Origin of the sequence: Helicobacter pylori, from assembly GCF_011140715.1 — a bacterium.
GTDB lineage: Bacteria > Campylobacterota > Campylobacteria > Campylobacterales > Helicobacteraceae > Helicobacter > Helicobacter pylori_DA.
The window spans coordinates 17,860-36,230 of the sequence record NZ_SFZZ01000068.1; the positions used below are offsets into that span (position 1 = coordinate 17,860).

An 18,371-nucleotide genomic window follows, 5' to 3' on the forward strand; every position below is an offset into this window, starting at 1 on the left:
TCGCTTCACAAAAGAGCTTTGAAGCGCTTAAAGCAAGCTTTTAATAAAGCGTTTTTAGGGGGGTTAATTTGACTATTTGATAAGGATTTTGTTGTTTTAAAGTGGGGGTTAGAGGGTTAAATCAAAGCCTATAAAAGGCCTTGAGCTTTTTTAGAAGGCGTAGCCATAGACCCAATACACGCTATAAGGGCGGTAGTATTTCACTTCAGCGCCGCCAGCTTTATAATAAGTGTTGTAAATCGTAGGGATTTGCACACCGATTTCTATAGAATGCTGGTTATGGCTTTTCAAGTCTTTTTTCAAGATACCAAAGTTCATGCGTAAGCCTAAGTCAAACAAGAATTGGAATTTCGTCGCTGTAGGTCTGCTCGCAAGTTGAGGGCTGTTTCTTAGCGTGCTGATGTAAGTGTCCCCTGCGAGTTGGATCCCCCCAAAGAAGCCCGCATTAAGACTTCGGCTACCAAAAGAGCGGCTAAACACATTGTAAAGCACATCAGTCCCCACCCCATAAGTGAGCAGATTGACTTGATTGTAAGTGGGGCCATTACCCACGCCCGCGCCGTTATAACTGAAGAAGCCGTAGTAGCGTAAGCCCACATTCTTGTTTTCCCCAAAGAATTGCTTATAACCGATTTTAGTGATAAACCCGTTAAACGCATTCACTTGAGAGCTGTTACCGGCAGCGAAATTCCCAAGCCATGGGTTAGCTTTAAGCTCGTTATTCAAAGCGGTAACTTTAGCCAAAGTGTTTGTGGTGTTGTTTAACAGTTGGGTAGAGCGCGCTTGATCAATATTCCCGCCATAGCTCACTTGATAGCCGGTTGAATTGCTGATGTTAGCGTTGTTGGCTAGCGTTAAAGCGTTTTGAGAATTACTGACGATATTTTGCACCAAGCTAGTGAATTCCTTAGCGCTCAAATCATTCCCAGCGTTAGCGGAGTTGAATACATGTTGGGCTAAAGCGGCATCCAAAAACGCTGCGGCAGCCCCACTATCACCGCTTGGCCCCATAGTGATTGAAGCTTGCTTTAGGATATAAGCGATTTGTTGAGCGGTAACCCCATTTCCATAAGCTTGATTAGTGTTGTTTTGAAAAATCCCACCCGCTTGGTTATTGGCGTTTAAGAACGAGTTCATGTAAGTCAAATAAACGCTAGCGGTGTTAAGCTCACTGAGCTGGTTGGAGAGGTTTTGGCTCGTGGTGTTGTTGTTGCCTTGAAAGATATTCTTGCTGATGTTTTGACTCAAAACTTTGATAGAGCCAACCATTTCGTTATAAAGAGCCAGGTTACCTTGGAAACAAGGGCTACTGCTAGTAGTAGCAGTGGTTGCGGTAGCACCATTACCACTACTACCATTATTAGTAGCACCACATTGATGGATATTGGCAGTGTTCAAAGTGGGATACAAATCAATCAAATTGCCTAGTTGGTTCATAAAGAGGTTGCCCAAAGTCCCGGCGACATTGCCTCCTGTACCTGCAATATTGATATTGGTGTTGTTTGTCGTATTAGAGTTTAACAAGCCGGCTAATTCTTCGGCTTTGATTTTACCCGGGTTTTTCACTTGTTGGACCACCTGACCTAATTCATACCCAAAGGTCATAAAGCCCCCATCTTCTTCAGCGCCCACTGGATTGAAGCTCAAGCTTAACGCTAGGCTTAAAGGGGCTAAGAATCTTACTTTTTGAGATTGTGTCATTAAATTTTCCTTAATCATTTTGAATGGCTTTAAATTTTGTTTCATGTTTGTCTCTTCCCCCCTTTCTTAGAATGAATACCCATAAGACCAATAAACGCTATAAGGACGGAAATACTTCACGGTAGTCCCTGCGGATTTGTAATAAGTGTTATAAATCGTAGGCACCACTACGCCAAATTCCACCGTGTGCTGGTTGTGGCGGTTGGATTTCCCGTCCAACTTACCGAAGTTCATTCTCATACCGAAGTCAAAGAGGAACTGGAAGTGCGTGTTATTGATTTTCCCGTGCAATTTCACATTGGGATCATCTCTGAGCGTGGATTGGAAGGTCTCACCGGCTAATTGGATACCGCTAAAAAAGCCCATATCCACAGAGCGGTTTTGATAGGAGCGGCTAAAGATATTATACAACACATCAGTCCCCACCCCATAAGTGTATAACCCTACATTATTTTGAGTGGATCTAAAGCCCACGCTCGCTCCGTTATAAGAAAAGAAACCATAATAGCGCAAACCGATATTTCTTTTCTTCCCGAAGAATTGCTTATAGCCCACTTTAGTGTAAAACCCGTTCAAAATATTCGTCGCACGGCTGTTCCCGGCTCTGAATTGGGGCAAGTAAGGCATGCTTCTCACTTGATTATTGAGCGCAGTGATTTTATCCAAAGTTACTTGCGCATTATAAAGAGCGTTAGGGAGCTGACTGGCGCGCCCTTGCACAGCGTTAGCTTGGTTGAATTTTATCCCAGCGCTACTAACCGCACTCCCGCTAATGGTGTTTTTAGTGAGCTCGTTATAAACCGCTTGAGATTGATCAATGATGCCTTGCACCAAACCTGTAAAAGCGGCCGAATTGAATTCCTTATTCCCAATATTGGCGGCTACGGCAGAGTTGAAAGCTTCTAAGAGCAATTCGTCTTGCTTGAGCAAGTTCGCTGCGTTATTGAGGATATTTTGTTGGCTTTGAAGGTATTGGATGGCTTGTTGAGAGTAAGTTTGACCATCTGAACCAGTTGCACCGCTAGCACCACCACCAGTAGTAGCAGCTCCATTCTTAGCCGCTAAAGCCTTATTCATCGCGTTAAAAAACACATTCCCCGCATTCAAGTAGGTGAGCTGTTGTTGCATGTTAGGGAAATTGGTGTTCGTGCCGTAGTTGGTCTGGCTGCCGATCGTGCTTAAAATCTTGTCAGTCAAGCTAGGGAGCCAGTAATAGCCCGCAGCGGTACAAGCGCTTTGACTATTATCAAGAGAGCTGCTATTAGCCGTCCCTGCAGCCGCGCAAGTCCCACTGCCTACCGCACCCTGTAAAAGAGCGTTCGCAGACACATCGCTACCATTGAGTTTCGTGGGGTAAGCCCCCAAAAGCGAATAAAGGTATTGGGAGAAAGCGTTACTCAACGCCCCTGCGACATTGCCTCCGGTGTTGTTGTTTAAAATGTTGTTCGTTACATCAGCGTTAAGCTCTCTGGCGAGTTCGTCGCTTTTAGCACCGCCTGGGTTTTGGACATCTTGCATGACTTGCCCGAGCTGATAACCGACGGTGAAAAACCCTCCATCATCTTCGGCATAACTTATGCTAGCGCAAAGGGCTAGACTAAGAAACAGCGTTCTATTTTTCTTTATCATAATTTTCCTTATCAATGGGATGCTCCTTGATTGAGATTAAATTGGGATTTAGTTACATCAGAGCTTGTAAATTTGTAAATAATGTTTAGTAATACAAATTGTCAAATGTAATTGTGATATTTTCACATAATGAAAATTAAACTAACCTTAAAAACCCCCTTAAAAACCCCTTATCAAGGAAATAAAGTTACAACAATTGAGACGCTTTTTACAAAAAAAAAAACGGGATCTTAGGGGGATTAGCGTTAAATTTTGGGGGGTTTTTAAAAACGCTTTTTGGCATTTCTAAGTTTTTTAATGTAAAATCACGCCAACGCAAATAGTCATTTCAAGTTATCTCTTTTGTTGTGAAAATTTAGAGCATGTTTAGGGTTTGGGATAATAGTGGGCGGTTATCCCGGAAAGGAGATAACCAACTATGAAATTACTATTAGTGATCATAGTTTTAATGGTCCTCACAACGCCATTATACTAAAATTTTGGCTCTAGCGCAAGCTAGAGTCTAAAATCTATGGTTGCTAGCGTTTTTTGTATTTTTCTTACATCTCATAAAGATCCCATTATAATACTATAATACTCCAATGATATGACATGGTAGTAATTCTAGTGTTAAGCGAATTTGGAGCAATTAGTGGTTTCTGATCTAATGGGTTGGGAGATTGCAGTGGGTGGCACTCCGTTAGGAGACACTACCATGAAATTCGTTTTTGGAAATTCATTTTATAGCGATAGTTTTAGTGGTTATCTTAACACTGCCACTTTATTAAAACAAGCTCTTAAGAGTTCCTAGCTCTTAGGGACTTAATTAACCATCGCTATAATCATATCATCTTTTGCTTAAACAAACAACACAAAAACCAATTTTATTTTGAATCAGGTTTCAAAAGCCCCGCTTCATACAAAAACACCGAAGGCTTATGCTCTTTAGGTTTGGCGTTTTCCCTCAATTCGTTTTTCGCATAAGAAAGCCATAAATTTTCCTTAGCCCTTGTGATAGCGACATAAAAGAGCCGCCGCTCTTCTTCAATGCCCCCACCGGTATTCATGAGTTTGTGGTTAGGGAAACGCCCCTCCATTAAATCTATAATATAAACGTCTTTAAACTCTAATCCTTTAGAAGCATGCACGCTCAATAGATTCACGCCCTCACCTTGCGTGGCTTCACTAGATCCTATTAGAGTGCCGTTTAAAAAACGCCCTAAATTTTGGTAATTTTTCGCTAAAGAACTCAGCAAGTCCATTTTTTCATTGAAGCGTTTTTGCGCTTGGAGTTTTTTAAATTCGTTATAAGAGCCGTCCTTATTTTTAGATCGCTCTTTTAAAAGGCGCATTTTAAAGGTTTGAAAAAACGCGCTTTCTATAATGTGTTTGATTAAAGCGCTAGGGGAATGGGTAGGGGCTTTGGTATAAAGAGTGAAAAAATCGCTCAGCATCTTAGCCCCATTGAGTGAGATTTTAGGGTGCATCAACACCGGGTGCGAATGAAACGCCTTATCTATCACGCTGTTAAACCTTGAGCTGTTTTCTAGGGCAAAAATTTCTTCAAAAAGCCCCATAGAGGTGATTTCTTTTTTTTTCGTGTAAATTTTGGCTTCTTGATTAGGCTGAATTAAGGCTGATTTGAGATCGCCATTGCCTAAAAGCATTAAGGCTTCATGAATGTCTTTAGCGGTGTTAGAGCCAATATCGCTGATATAGCTTAAAATGTGAATCGCTGCCATAATGTCTTTAGGGTTAAATAGTAGCGCGCAAATATCTAACGCTAACGCCACTTCTTTGGATTCAAAAAAACTCGCGCTCCCTTTTCTTCTGCTTGGCACGTTGTGGGATCTTAAAGCGGCTTCTAATTGATCCGCGCTCGCGTTATTCCTAAAAATCACCGCCACTTCTTTAAAATTCTTCCGCATGACAATGCGTTTAGCGATGTCTTGGCATTGCACGATATTGTCGTTGTAATTTAAAAGCGTGGGTTTATTGAATTTCCCTGATTTCACCACTTCTAAATTTTTAGGGTAAATGCGCTCGTTGTGCTGTATCACTTGATTAGCGAGATCTAAAATCTCTTTAGAAGAGCGGTAGTTTTTGGTGAGCGTGAAAACCTGGGCGTTTTTGTATTTTTGGGTGAAATTAGAAATGATAGAAATATCCGCCCCATTAAAAGCGTAAATGCTCTGATCGTAATCGCCCACGCAAAACAAACTAGGGGGGTTGATAGCGTCTAAAATGGATTCTTGTAAGGGGTTAGTGTCTTGAAATTCATCGCAAAGCACTTCTTTATAAGGGCTAGATCTTTCTAGCATCGCTTTTTTAAAGAGCAACAGTAAGTCGTTATAGTCAATATAATCATGCTTTTTTTTAGTGTTTTCAAATTCGTCTAAAATGTTTTCATAAAAGGCGGCGTATGGTGCGTGTTCAGGGTTTTTAGTAGAAAGCCATGCACTAAAATCTTCTTGTTTTAGAGCGTTAGTGTAAAGCGAATAGAGGGCGTATAAATGCTGCGAAGTGTAGGGCTTTTTATCGCCATCTGTTAGCGCGTTTTTAGTGTCCACAATGCTTTCTAAAAGCTTTCTTAGTTCCTTAGGTTGCTTCAGGCTTAAATTAGGGTAATGCTCTTTTAAATAGCGATACGCTACCGCATGGAAAGTGCCCGCTTCAATTTTGGAGCTTGATTTAAAATATTTAGCCACCCTGGCGATCATTTCATTACTCGCTTTATTGGTGAAAGTCAAAAGCAAGATTTCTTCAGGCTTGATGCCGTTATCAAGCAGGTATAAAATGCGCCCCACAATCGTAGAAGTCTTCCCTGTGCCAGCGCTCGCAATGACTAAATTATACCCTTTCAAAGCCTTGGCCGCTTTTAGTTGCTCAGGGTTTAATTGCAAAGTTTCTAACAAGTTTTATCCTAGATTTAAAAAGTCTTTAGGCAAAAGAGCGTTTTCTAAAGAGCGTTGCGAAAACAAAAAACGCCCATCGCACACAAAGCCTAATTCTTGCCAGTTGATAGCGTTGAGTTTGTCGCAGAGGTTTTGTAAATCTAAGTTTTGGTTATAAGGGAATAGCGCTAAAATAGAGCCATCATAATTAGGGCATTGGTGGATGAAAAAGGGGTTTTTTTGGCGCGTTTTGGCGTTGACATAAATGCGTTTTTTAGGGGATATGTGATGCATCCTCCCCCATTCAAACCAGTTATTTTCATTGAATTTTTTAATCTTTCTTTGCATCAAGCTGTCTTTATGCTGGAGTAAATAATCATTAGGCTCATTGACAAAAACCATTTTTTCTAAAACATTGGTTCTTTTGGTGATTGAGGTGACGAATTCTAAATTCCCGTATGTTTCATTTTTAAAAATCTTATCGCACCCGCTCACTGCCCCCACTTTAACCTTAAAAACCTCGCTTAATTTTTGCGTGTAAGATTGGTTGAGGAAATACAAAATGCCTTTTTTGCACACAAATTGCAAACCATCGTTGGTGATTCTACTGAAATTGTGCTTACAAAAACGAAAAATCACGCAATTAGGCATGGCGTTTGGGAAAATTTTTTGATCGCCTAATTCAAAAAAATGCGTTATCGTGCCTTCTTTGTAAATCCATTCGTTTAATTTCACGCTGGAAGTGGATTTTAAAAAATCCCTTGGGGTGATGAAAATCAATTCGCCTTGAGGCTTTAAATGCTTGATTGCTTTTTCTATGAAAAACAAGTAGAGATTGCTCCTTTCATCAAAAAGGCTGTAATGGAGTTTTTCTTTGGTGCTTGGCGCAATATCCTTGTGCTTGACATAAGGCGGGTTACCAATAATGGTGTCAAATTGATTTTCTAAAGGATAGTCAAAAAAGTCCATGCAAAGGGCATTTTTAGGGCAGATTTTAGGATCGATTTCAATCCCTACAGCCTTTTTTAAACGCTTTAAAAAACTCCCATCGCCAGCACTTGGCTCTAAAACACTCCCTTGATTGTGTTTGAGAGTGAGCATGAAATCCACTATATTTTTAGGGGTGAAAACCTGCCCTAAAGTTTTAATGTCTAAATTATTCAAAAAATTCTCCAAAAAATTCTTTGAATGTTAAATAAATATTAGCTCGTAACTTAACGCTTTTGGCTAAAGCGCTTAAGATGAAGTTTTTACTTTCAATAAAGCTTCTTTGAACGATTTTTCTGTTGTTATCCCACTTGCATTGGAAGGGCAAGTTATTGGGTTGGAGGGTTTGGATACCTTTTAAGGAATTGATAAAAACGTCTTTAGGATCGTTTTTGTTGATAATCAAAAAATAATAATCTCTATTGGTGTTTGTGCCCAAGTCTTTATGCAGTTTTTGAAAGTATTTTTCCCATGCGATTTCGTTATTAAATTCCGGCAATAAGCCGCACAACGCATAATAAATCCCTAATTTACCATTAAGATTGTCAGCGGTTTTTGTGGTGGTGGTTTTAATATTAACAGGATAAAAAATATCGTTTTCTTCAAAACTAAAATCCCACCACTCTCTAGCTCTTGGCAGTTGGATAGGAAAATAATCCTTAATGGTATTTAAAATTTCTTCTTCATTGACAGATGAATTTAATCGCCCATCCTGTAAGGGTTGAGACAAACTATAAGGGTTTGTTTTTAAAAATTCTGCAATTTCATTAAGCTGCGTGGGTACCATTAAATATCCTTATTAAAAAGGGTATTCTACCACACTCCTTATTTCAGCCCCTTATTTTTTCAAGCTAATGGCTTCTTTAATCATGTCATCGCCCGCGCCAAAGGCTCTAGCGTTCATGGAATAGCCTCTTTGCATTAAAATGAGATTGGTTAGGGCGTTCCCAGCATTCACGTTGCTCGTTTCTAAATATTTGTGCCTGATTTTCCCAAACTTGAGCTTGCCCTCTTCGTCCCACCCTAAAATGGGGTTACCGCTTAGGGGTCTGTTTTCGCCATTAATGGTGCCTTCTTGCATTTCATAGAGGTTACCGCCGATTTTCCTTAAGCCTTGATCGTTAGTGAAAGCCAAAATACCGATGCGAGCGACCGGCTCTACCACTCCGTTACTGAAAGCTAGAGAAATCACGCCATTTTCTTCAATGCGCATGTCTCTAAAAATGCCTCTAGGCTTGCCGTCTTGACTCGCTTCTAAGAGTTTAGAATCTTGGTAAGACAAATCGCTAGAATCATGGTTTTCGCTCTTATCCAAAGAATAGGTGAGTTTATTGCCCTTAAAATCCAAAGTCATGGGAGCGGATTTCATCTTGTGCGTGGCTGAATCAAAGCCGACAATTTCCCAAGTGGGATCATTGATAGGGGTTTTGTTTTTGGGATCTACGATGTAGCTTTTCACTTCCCAAGTTTGGTTTTTCCTTTTACTCGTGGGGCTTGATGTGGGATCGTTGGAATTGGTCATGTAATATTCGCTTTGGAGCAAGTATTTATCCCCGGCCTTGTCATAAATATCCACTTCTGTGCTGTAATAAGGGATTTTAATCGCTACTGAATCCCTGCTGATGCCTTTTTTTAATTCCATTCCGTCCGCTTTCAAGCCCAATTTATCCGCAATGCCCCCACTCAAGCTGAATGCGATAGGCGTTTCGCTAGGATTAGCGATCTCTAACAAAAGGGGGGGGCTTTTGGCGTCTTTTTCGCTTTTGATGAGGTTCAAGTCTAGCCCGGTTTTTTCTTTAAGGAGTTTTTGCAAATCGCCTAAAGTTTTGAATTGGTTTTCGCCTTTTTCAGCGTCCCCATAAGTGAAAACAAAATCCTCTTTTTTGCCATCTTCTTTTTGGATACTGACGTTTAACTTGCGATTAGTGATCGCGTCTATGGGCTCGTTATCGTTATTCGCTAAAGCGTTAATGTCCTGGTTTAAAAAACGCTCCTTAATAATCTCGCCCTTATCGTTTAAGAAAAAATCTTGCACGCCTTTTAAATGGTCTTTAGGGTTTAGATTCACGCTAATACCCACTTTCGTGCTAAGCACGGGCTGGTAAGTCAAATCCTGGGGGATTTGTAAGGGCGAAAGGGTGTTGCCATGCAATTTTTCAATATCTTCATCTCTAGCGGTGGAATTGAGCGTGCCGTCTTTGATTTTTTTCAAATCAATCCCATAAACATAATAGCCCTCAGGGGTTACTAAATAGCCATCAGCGTCTCGTGCGAAATTGCCGGCGCGCGTTAAGAAATTATCCTGTTTTTTGCTAAAGCCGTCTTTATTAATGGTCATTTCCCCATTTTTATTGGGCCCTATCACAAACCAACCCTTGCCTTGATACGCCATATGAAATTCCCCCTCGCTTGGCATGTATTCGCCGTCCTTATTAGAAAGGACATTGCCTGAGCCTGTAACGCCGTAATTTCGGTCGTTAGCCACAACGGATTTGGCGTTCAAAGCGTCTAAATGCGAAGAAAACAAGGTTTTAAACTCCGGATCATTGGAGCGATAGCCTAAAGTATTGACATTGGCGATGTTATTGGAAAGGCTGTCAATACCAAACTGGTGGGTTTTAATCCCGCTATAAGCGTTTAATAAGGTGTCGTTCATGCTGTCTCTTTAGGGGGGGTTTGGGGTTTCTGTTCAAGGGCTTTTTGATCAGAGAGTTTCTGTTCAAGCGGTTTTTGATCAGAGAGTTTCTGTTCAATCGGTTTTTGTTCAATGGGCTTTTGTTCAGAGATTTTCTGTTCAAGCGGTTTTTGATCCGGTTTGTAAAACTCTATCGCACTGTCTATGGGTAAAATCATTTCGCCCATTCTTAACATGGGCTTGCCTTTATCAAAAATCACGCTTTCCACTTCGCCCCTACCAATGCGCGTTTGCAAATACTGCTTGCTTTGAGAGTCTAAATTGTATTCAGCTTTGATTTTGTAATTGCCTTTAGGGACTTTTTCGCCCTTTTCGTTTGTGCCGTCCCATTCAAAATTGATATACCCCTTTTGCCCGTTATAATCTTTTAAAGAAATCGTTTTGACTAATTCATTGTTTTCATTCAGGATTTGAATCGCTGGCACTCCTTTAGAAGCGTCAATTTTTTCATCAAAAAAGAGCGAAAAAGAAAGCTTGTTATTGCCATCAAAATTCGCCCCGCTCACATCGGTTTCAGCGATTTTGCCTATCATGCTCACAGAGTTAAGGGCGCTTACTTCCCTTAAAGCGTTATTCGCCTTCAAGCTATCGTCCATGCCTTTATTAAGGTTTTCCATGGTGTCTTTTAAAGCGCCTTGAAAGTCTTTTAAAGATTCGTTAGTTTCTTTATTGGATTTCATCGCACTGGCGACTTCTTGCATGGTTTTTTTGTTTTCTTCTTGCATTTCCACTTGCGTGAGTTGCGCGGTTTGGGTGATGATCTTATCCGTTTCCATAGGAGCGGTGGGGTCTTGATTTTTCAATTGCTCTAAAAAGAGTTTCATGAAAGCGTTTTTATCCAACCCGTTAGCGATAGTGGGCTGCTCTTTTTTCCTTTCTTGTGCGGCTTTAGCTCCTGTAACTTCTGCTAAATCAATGGCCATGATCTATTCCTTGTTAAAGATGTCTTATTATAGGGCAAACTTGCTTAAAATCACACATAAAGAGTGATTTGCATGCTCGTTTCTTGGTTTTCATGGTCTGTATTCTCTTGGTAGCTTTTTAGGGCGTTTTCTTTTAGGGGGGTTAATTCCTGCTCTTTGAATAGCTCTTTTGGTTGATCTTTGGGGGCTTGTTGCTCTTTGGAAGAATCTTGCGAAAAGCTCAAATCCACCCCTTCAAAGCCTAAAGCGTTCAGGCTGTTTTTAAGATCTTGTTGGTTATCCAAAAAGGTTTGTAGGCTGTTGTTGTGAGAAATCACGCTCACTTTAAGGTTTTTACCCACTTTTTGAATAATCACTTCAACCTTGCCCAATTCCTTAGGGAATAAATCCATAGAGATCTTGCTCATGGGGGGTTTGTATTCTTGGATTTCTTGTTTTAATTGTTGGGTGAAATACTTGATCGTCTCTTTAGGGGCAGTGCTTTTATTCTCGCTTGTCTTATCGCTAGCTTGGGTGTTTTGCACGCTTTGAGCGCTGCTATTAGTTTCTTTGGTTTTTTCTTTATTGTCGCTTATTTCTTTAGTTTTTTCTTCTTTTTCTAGGGGCGTTGGAATATTATCTTTAGGGGGGTTAGCTCCTATTAAAGGCATTAAAGGGAGCGTTTTAAGAGGGATTTTAGGGGCGTTTTCTGGCGCTATGCTTGGGGCTGTAGTTTGAGTTTTAGCGTGAATAGGGGTTTTTTCTGGCTTTTTTTTAGAAAGCGTTTTATCCCTTTTAATGGCGTTCATCTGTAAAGCTTCCTTTAAAGGGGGCGTTTTTTTTTCATTATGGGGGTTTGCGCGTTCTTTATTTGGCGGTTCTTTTTTTTCTAAAGATTGCAAAACGCTAGAAAGGTTAGCGGTGTTTTTAGCGTCGTTCTTTGCAAGGGTGTGGTTAGTGGGCGTTTGCGTTGTTTTCAAAGCAAGATGATCGCTCGCATTTAAGGGGGTTTCTTTTTTTTCTAACGACACTTGAATGTTGCTGGCGTTTAGGTCATGCTTTTGGCTGAGCGTTTGAATGTCTTTAAGGGTTTTTGGATCTTTAGTGCTATGGGTTGGGGTGGTAGGGGTTTTATTAGCGTTGTTAGCGTGGTTAGGGGTTATAGAGTTTTTATTAGGCAAGTTTGTTTGATGAGCGTTAGAAGCAACTTCGTTAGGCTTTTTTTCATTCTTACTTAAAGTTTCGTTAGGGGTTTTGGGGTCAGTCTCAAAAACCTCATGGGTCTCATGTTGGGCCTCATGTTCGGCTGTTGGGTGGGTTTTTGGGTGGTTGAGCCAATCTTTTAGGGTAGGGGCTTGTTGGTCTTTAGCGAGATTTTGAGCGTGTTGGTGGGATAGGGTAGGGGTTTTTTTAAGTGCTTTAGCGTCTTTAGGCGCGTCTTTTAACGCGCTAGGATCTTCTTTAGGGGCGGTTTTGTCTTTAGAGATCTTTTGGTTTAAGATCTTACTGAAATCCTTTGATGCACTTTTAGGGGCGTTTTTGGTGTCTTCGTTTTTCGCTCCGCTATTTAAAGCGTTTGCGTTGGTGTGAATGGGATTAACAGGAGATGGCATGATTATCCTTTAAAACAACTCTTTTATTTTACATGACGAAAGTCAAGCAAAAAGAGTTCCTTAACTCTGTTTTCATTGAATATTCTAAAATCTTATTTTTAATCTTTAAAAAATTGGTTTTTAAAATTTTGTTTTTATGGTAAAACTCACTTCCTTAAGGGGATAGGGAGTATTTTGAAATAATTCCCCCTACAACCCCCTTAAGAAACCCCCTAACCCCCAAGACCGCTTTTTTAATAAGCTATCACTTGACTAGTGTCAAGCTCTTTTATATTAGTATTGTAAAAATGCTAAAAGCCTTTTTACAAAATCATGGTTTCGTTTAGGTTTAATTAAATTTTGCTACAATTAAATAAAAACGATAATTTTAGGGAGATTGGCATGCAAAGTTTGTGGATTTGTCCAGAGGATACCGAAGTTTTAGGGGTTGCTTGTAAGAGCCTTTTAAAAGCATTGAAGTCTCGTTATCAAAAAATCGCCTTGTTTTCGCCCATTAGTGGAGGGTGTGAGGGCTTTGGGGAGTGCGAAGGCTTGAACTCTTTAGAATTTCATAGCGCCATAGACAAACAAAAGGCTTTAGAGCTTGTGAGCACCGCTCAAGAAGAGTTACTATTTGAAACGATTCTCAAACGCTATGATGAATTACAAACCACGCATGATTTTGTCATTAATTTAGGGTATGCGCCGAAGTTTTTCTTAAACGCTCTTTTGGATTTAAACACCATTTTAGCCAAGCATTTAAACGCTCCTATGGTGGCTGTCGCACAAACGAGTTTGAATCATTTGAAAGCCATGCACTCTCATATTCTCAAAAAAGAAGCCCCTTTCGCTCTAGGGCTATTTGCGGGCGAAACGCTTGAAAAACCACATTTTTTGAGCGCGTCTCTTTGCAAGCAACAATGCGCATTAGAAGCGAGCGTGATTGAAAGCGTGTTGCAAATAAAAAGCGAGATTATTACCCCTTTAGCCTTTCAAATGAGTTTGGAAAAAAAGGCTAAAAAACAGATTAAAAAAGTCGTTTTACCAGAGAGCGAAGATGAAAGGATTTTAAAAGCCGCGCATCGTTTAAATTTAATGGGTGCGGTGAGATTGATCTTATTAGGCGATAAAGAAGCCATTAATTCGAAAAATTTGAACTTGAATTTAGAAAATGTAGAAATCATTAATCCCAACACTTCTCATTATAGAGAAGAGTTCGCTAATCATTTGTATGAATTACGAAAATCAAAGGGATTGAGCGAGCAAGAAGCTAAGCAATTAGTGTTGGATAAGACTTATTTTGCGACCATGCTCGTGCATTCAGGCTACGCGCATGCCATGGTTTCTGGAGTGAATCACAGCTGAGACCATTAGACCCGCTTTACAAATCATTAAAACTAAGCCTGGCGTGAGCCTGGTTTCAAGCGTGTTTTTAATGTGTTTAGACACTCAAGTGTTCGTTTTTGGGGATTGTGCGATTATCCCTAACCCTAGCCCTAAAGAATTAGCCGAGATCGCTACCACTTCCGCGCAAACGGCTAAGCAATTCAATATCGCGCCTAAAGTGGCCTTACTCTCTTATGCGACAGGCAATTCCGCTCAAGGCGAAATGATAGACAAAATCAACGAAGCTTTAACAATCGCTCAAAAGTTAGATCCCCAATTAGAAATTGATGGCCCTTTACAATTTGACGCTTCCATTGATGAAAGCGTAGCCAAGAAAAAAATGCCTAACAGCCAAGTGGCCGGGCAAGCTAGCGTTTTTATTTTCCCGGATTTAAACGCTGGGAATATCGCTTATAAAGCGGTGCAACGGAGCGCTAAAGCCGTGGCGATAGGGTCTATCTTACAAGGTTTGAATAAGCCCATTAACGATTTGAGTAGGGGCGCTTTAGTGGAAGATATTATCAACACCGTTTTGATTAGCGCCCTTCAAGCGCAAGATTGATTGATTAGGAGAGATTATGGAAATTTTAGTTTTGAATCTGGGCAGTTCGTCTATTAAGTTTAAATTGTTTGACATGAAAGAAAACAAGCCCTTAGCGAGCGGTTTAGCCGAAAAAATCGGCGAAGAAATAGGGCAGTTGAAAATCAAATCGCATTTGCACCATAACGATCAAGAATTAAAAGAAAAGCTTGTGATTAAAGATCATGCGAGCGGGCTTTTAATGATTCGTGAGAATTTGACGAAAATGGGGATCATCAAAGATTTCAATCAAATTGACGCTATAGGGCATCGTGTGGTTCAAGGGGGGGATAAATTCCATGCCCCAGTTCTAGTCAATGAATTAGTCATGCAAGAAATTGGCAATCTTTCTATTTTAGCCCCCTTACACAACCCGGCGAATTTAGCCGGTATTGAATTTGTCCAAAAAGCGCACCCCCATATCCCTCAAATCGCTGTTTTTGATACCGCATTCCATGCCACTATGCCTAATTACGCTTACATGTATGCGTTACCTTATGAATTGTATAAAAAGTATCAAATCCGCCGTTATGGTTTCCATGGGACTTCACACCATTATGTGGCTAAAGAAGCGGCGAAGTATTTGGATATCCCTTATGAGAAATTTAACGCTATCACTTTGCATTTAGGGAACGGCTCAAGCGCAGCAGTCATTCAAAAGGGTAAAAGCGTGGATACTTCTATGGGGCTAACCCCTTTAGAAGGCTTGATCATGGGCACAAGGTGTGGGGATATTGATCCTACTGTGGTGGAATACATCGCACAATGCGCTGATAAAAGTTTAGAAGAAGTGATGAAAATTTTAAACCATGAAAGCGGTTTGAAAGGCATTTGTGGGGATAATGAGAAACATAGAAGCCAGAAAAGAAAAAGGCGATAAGCAGGCCAAGCTCGCTTTTGAAATGTGCGCTTATCGCATTAAAAAGTATATTGGGGCTTACATGGCAGTCTTAAAAAAAGTGGATGCGATTATCTTTACCGGAGGGATGGAGGAAAACTACTCGGCTTTAAGAGAGAGCGTGTGCGAAGGCTTAGAAGATTTAGGGATCGCTTTATACAAGCCCAAGAACGACAATCCGGGCAACGGATTAGTGGATTTGAGCCAGCCTAACACCAAAATTCAGGTTTTACGCATCCCTACTGATGAATAATTAGAAATCGCTTTGCAAACCAAAAAGGTTTTGGAAAAAACAGAATAAAGAATTGTTTAAGAAATCTATAAGAAATTTTTGGGTAAAAAATTAGCTTTCTTAAATTAAGTTCTAAATTAAGAAAATATCACACTAGGAGTTTTTGATGAAAATGGTTCATTTTTTAGAGGGCGTTTGTTTTGAGAAACTTCATATTGAAGCGCTGAATGAAAATTCTTTGACTAAAGAAATCCGCATTTGCATGCCCAAAGGAGCTGTCATGGACAAACACAAGGCCCCGGGAGCGATTAGCGTGCAGGTTTTAGAGGGAAAAATCGTTTTTGAAGTGGGAGATGAAAAAATAGAAATGCCAAAGGGAGCGTTAATCAGCCTAGAAGCCCAAGTTTCGCATCGTTTGGACGCTTTAGAAAATAGCGTTATAAGGTTGTCTTTGAGTAAAAAATAAGGAAAGTCAAATGATGAAAGCCGTTTTTATCAATGTTTGGTATTTGCTTTTAACGATCATTTTATTAATCATCATATGGAGGATCATTAAATTAGTGTTAAAAGATAAAAACGACAGCGGCGATAAGGGGTTAGGGTAAAGCATGTTTTTGATCTACAAAAAATCAGCCAAGAAGATAAAAGAAGTTGTTAAATCATAGCCGTTTAATTAAGCGCGCTACGATACGAAAATTTTAAAAGAAAGGAACAAGCATGAGCGAACAACGAAAAGAATCTTTACAAAATAACCCTAATTTGAGTAAAAAAGATGTCAAAATCGTGGAAAAGATTTTGAGCAAGAACGACATTAAAGCCGCTGAAATGAAAGAGCGCTACCTCAAAGAAGGGCTGTATGTGTTAAATTTCATGAGCTCTCCTGGCAGCGGTAAAACCACGATGCTAGAAAATTTAGCGGATTTTAAAGACTTTAAATTTTGCGTGGTAGAGGGCGATTTGCAAACCAATAGAGATGCGGACAGATTGCGTAAAAAAGGCGTGAGCGCACACCAAATCACCACCGGTGAAGCGTGCCATTTGGAAGCGAGCATGATTGAGGGGGCGTTTGATTTATTAAAAGATGAGGGAGCGTTAGAAAAAAGCGATTTTTTAATCATTGAAAACGTGGGGAATCTGGTTTGCCCCTCAAGCTATAATCTAGGAGCGGCGATGAATATCGTTTTACTCTCTGTCCCAGAGGGCGATGATAAGGTGCTAAAATACCCTACGATGTTCATGTGTGCGGATGCGGTCATTATCAGTAAAGCGGACATGATTGAAGTGTTTAATTTCAGGGTTTCTCAAGTCAAAGAAGACATGCAAAAATTAAAGCCTGAAGCGCCTATTTTTTTAATGAGCTCCAAAGACCCTAAAAGCTTGGAAGATTTTAAAAATTTCCTTTTAGAAAAAAAGCGTGAAAATTACCAATCCACGCATTCGTTTTAATGTGTTTAGCGATCCCTTCTAAAGTCATAGCCATTAACGATAATGTGGCGCTCTTAGAGACTTTGGGCGTTCAAAGAGAAGCGAGCTTGGATTTAATGGGCGAGTCTGTTAAAGTGGGCGATTATGTGTTGTTACACATCGGCTATGTGATGAGTAAGATTGATGAAAAAGAAGCCCTAGAATCCATTGAGCTTTATCAAGAAATGATCGCCAAAATGAACGAAACGCATGAATAAATGCATGAATAAAAACAATGAGCGTTGATCACCTCATTTCGCCCTTTAGAGATAAGCGAACTATTTTAGCGCTCTCTAATGAAATCAAAAAACTCGCTTCCAAACTCACAAAAAAATTAGTCATCATGGAAGTGTGCGGAGGGCATACGCATTCCATCATGAAATACGGGCTTTTGGATTTGATGCCTAAAAATTTAGAGTTTGTGCATGGGCCAGGGTGTCCGGTGTGCGTGATGCCAAGAGCGCGCCTTGATGAAGCTTACGAACTCGCTATGATCAAAGACAGCATTATCTTAAGCTTGGGGGATATGATGAAAGTCCCAGGGAGCTATGGGAGTTTGATACAAGTGAGAGAAAAGGGGCTGGATGCGCGTTTTTTGTATTCGCCCATGCAAGCTTTAGAAATCGCTAAAGAAAACCCGCATAAAAAAGTCATTTATTTTGCGATCGGTTTTGAAACCACCACGCCGATGAGCGCGAGCGTTTTACTCAACGCCAAAAAAGAAAAATTAAAAAATCTTTTTTTCCACATTAACCACATTTTAGTGCCTCCAAGCGTGAGCGCGATTTTAGAAGATCCAGCATGCCAGATCAACGCCCTTTTAGCCCCTAGCCATGTGAGCGTGATCAGCGGCGCTCAAATCTATACTCCTTTAGTGGATCGCTTTAAACTCCCCATTATTGTGAGCGGTTTTGAGCCGGTGGATATATTAGAAAGCGTGCTGATGCTCACTAAACAAGCCCTAAACAAAGAAGCCAAGCTAGAAATCCAATACAAAAGAGCGGTGAGCTATGAAGGGAATACAAAAGCGCAAGAATTAGTGAATGCGTGCATGGAAGTTAGGGAAAATTTTGAATGGAGAGGTTTGGGGAATATCAAACACTCCGCCCTAAAACTCAAAGAAGCGTTCGCTTCTTATGACGCTGAAAAAGTCTTTAAAGAACACTTAAGCCACAAAACCTCCAAAGAAAACAAGGCATGCAAGTGCGGGGAAATTTTAAAAGGCATCGCTAAGCCCCTAGACTGCTCGCTATTCGCCACAACTTGCACCCCGCAAAACCCGATCGGCAGTTGCATGGTCAGCTCTGAGGGGGCGTGCGCGGCGTATTATCGTTACAAGCGCGTTTGAGCTTTGAAAATTGCTCTAAGCCCCCTAGACTGCTCGCTATTCGCCACAACTTGCACCCCGCAAAACCCGATCGGCAGTTGCATG

General features: G+C 40.6%; 12 protein-coding genes and 3 pseudogenes. 7 read left to right on the forward strand and 8 right to left on the reverse strand.

The features are described from left to right. Positions 1-150: 150 nt before the first annotated feature. The 8 genes from alpB to EWZ81_RS06825 form a co-directional block, all read right to left on the reverse strand. Positions 151-1,746 carry a Hop family adhesin AlpB gene (gene alpB, locus EWZ81_RS06790; protein WP_165549451.1) on the reverse strand — a complete coding sequence of 532 codons (1,596 nt, stop codon included), beginning with the start codon at positions 1,744-1,746 and terminating at the stop codon, positions 151-153. A 21-nt stretch (positions 1,747-1,767) separates the two neighbouring features. Continuing rightward, positions 1,768-3,330, reverse strand: a complete 1,563-nt coding sequence (alpA, locus tag EWZ81_RS06795) for a Hop family adhesin AlpA (RefSeq protein ID WP_165549452.1) — start codon at positions 3,328-3,330, stop codon at positions 1,768-1,770. Positions 3,331-4,193: 863 nt separating this feature from the next. Continuing rightward, positions 4,194-6,224: an ATP-dependent helicase gene (locus EWZ81_RS06800; RefSeq protein WP_165549453.1), complete on the reverse strand. Its 2,031-nt coding sequence runs from the start codon at positions 6,222-6,224 to the stop codon at positions 4,194-4,196. 3 nt (positions 6,225-6,227) lie between these two features. Next, on the reverse strand, positions 6,228-7,379 hold the full coding sequence (locus tag EWZ81_RS06805; protein ID WP_165549454.1) for an Eco57I restriction-modification methylase domain-containing protein: 1,152 nt from the start codon (positions 7,377-7,379) through the stop codon (positions 6,228-6,230). Next, positions 7,360-7,977, reverse strand: coding sequence for a restriction endonuclease (locus EWZ81_RS06810; protein WP_165549455.1), 618 nt, complete (start codon positions 7,975-7,977; stop codon positions 7,360-7,362). The genes EWZ81_RS06805 and EWZ81_RS06810 overlap by 20 nt, the downstream gene beginning before the upstream one ends. A 51-nt stretch (positions 7,978-8,028) precedes the next feature. Then, entirely contained in the window at positions 8,029-9,846 is a 1,818-nt protein-coding gene (locus EWZ81_RS06815; RefSeq protein ID WP_165549456.1) for a flagellar hook protein FlgE, read from the reverse strand. Then, a complete protein-coding gene (gene flgD, locus EWZ81_RS06820) occupies positions 9,843-10,808 on the reverse strand; it encodes a flagellar hook assembly protein FlgD (RefSeq protein WP_165549457.1) in 966 nt (321 codons plus the stop codon). The genes EWZ81_RS06815 and flgD overlap by 4 nt, the downstream gene beginning before the upstream one ends. A gap of 50 nt (positions 10,809-10,858) precedes the next feature. After that, positions 10,859-12,400 carry a flagellar hook-length control protein FliK gene (locus tag EWZ81_RS06825; RefSeq protein ID WP_165549458.1) on the reverse strand — a complete coding sequence of 514 codons (1,542 nt, stop codon included), beginning with the start codon at positions 12,398-12,400 and terminating at the stop codon, positions 10,859-10,861. Between the two features lie 381 nt (positions 12,401-12,781). Here EWZ81_RS06825 and pta point away from each other — a divergent pair. From pta to hypD, 7 genes and pseudogenes are all read left to right on the forward strand, one after another. Beyond that, a pseudogene (gene pta, locus EWZ81_RS08520) lies at positions 12,782-14,327 on the forward strand (phosphate acetyltransferase). Positions 14,328-14,343: 16 nt separating this feature from the next. Beyond that, positions 14,344-15,496 (forward strand): annotated as a pseudogene (locus tag EWZ81_RS06840) (acetate/propionate family kinase). A gap of 145 nt (positions 15,497-15,641) precedes the next feature. Continuing rightward, a complete protein-coding gene (locus EWZ81_RS06845) occupies positions 15,642-15,941 on the forward strand; it encodes a cupin domain-containing protein (protein ID WP_165549460.1) in 300 nt (99 codons plus the stop codon). A 10-nt stretch (positions 15,942-15,951) separates the two neighbouring features. Further along, positions 15,952-16,080 (forward strand): hypothetical protein, encoded by a 129-nt coding sequence (locus EWZ81_RS08625; RefSeq protein ID WP_000973849.1) that lies wholly within the window; start codon positions 15,952-15,954, stop codon positions 16,078-16,080. 112 nt (positions 16,081-16,192) lie between these two features. Continuing rightward, positions 16,193-16,921 (forward strand): hydrogenase nickel incorporation protein HypB, encoded by a 729-nt coding sequence (gene hypB, locus EWZ81_RS06850; protein WP_000003589.1) that lies wholly within the window; start codon positions 16,193-16,195, stop codon positions 16,919-16,921. Beyond that, on the forward strand, positions 16,921-17,157 hold the full coding sequence (locus EWZ81_RS06855; protein WP_000335461.1) for a HypC/HybG/HupF family hydrogenase formation chaperone: 237 nt from the start codon (positions 16,921-16,923) through the stop codon (positions 17,155-17,157). The genes hypB and EWZ81_RS06855 overlap by 1 nt, the downstream gene beginning before the upstream one ends. Before the next feature lie 17 nt (positions 17,158-17,174). After that, a pseudogene (gene hypD / locus EWZ81_RS06860) lies at positions 17,175-18,371 on the forward strand (hydrogenase formation protein HypD); the annotation flags it as partial.

What these genes read in the sequence shown, in the direction of transcription:
- EWZ81_RS06845 (WP_165549460.1), top strand. Translation starts at nt 15,642, where the DNA reads ATGAAAATGGTTCATTTTTTAGAGGGCGTTTGTTTTGAGAAACTTCAT.
- EWZ81_RS06815 (WP_165549456.1), bottom strand. Translation starts at nt 9,846, where the DNA reads ATGAACGACACCTTATTAAACGCTTATAGCGGGATTAAAACCCACCAG.
- EWZ81_RS06855 (WP_000335461.1), top strand. Translation starts at nt 16,921, where the DNA reads ATGTGTTTAGCGATCCCTTCTAAAGTCATAGCCATTAACGATAATGTG.
- EWZ81_RS08625 (WP_000973849.1), top strand. Translation starts at nt 15,952, where the DNA reads ATGATGAAAGCCGTTTTTATCAATGTTTGGTATTTGCTTTTAACGATC.
- EWZ81_RS06825 (WP_165549458.1), bottom strand. Translation starts at nt 12,400, where the DNA reads ATGCCATCTCCTGTTAATCCCATTCACACCAACGCAAACGCTTTAAAT.
- alpB (WP_165549451.1), bottom strand. Translation starts at nt 1,746, where the DNA reads ATGAAACAAAATTTAAAGCCATTCAAAATGATTAAGGAAAATTTAATG.
- EWZ81_RS06810 (WP_165549455.1), bottom strand. Translation starts at nt 7,977, where the DNA reads ATGGTACCCACGCAGCTTAATGAAATTGCAGAATTTTTAAAAACAAAC.
- flgD (WP_165549457.1), bottom strand. Translation starts at nt 10,808, where the DNA reads ATGGCCATTGATTTAGCAGAAGTTACAGGAGCTAAAGCCGCACAAGAA.
- alpA (WP_165549452.1), bottom strand. Translation starts at nt 3,330, where the DNA reads ATGATAAAGAAAAATAGAACGCTGTTTCTTAGTCTAGCCCTTTGCGCT.
- hypB (WP_000003589.1), top strand. Translation starts at nt 16,193, where the DNA reads ATGAGCGAACAACGAAAAGAATCTTTACAAAATAACCCTAATTTGAGT.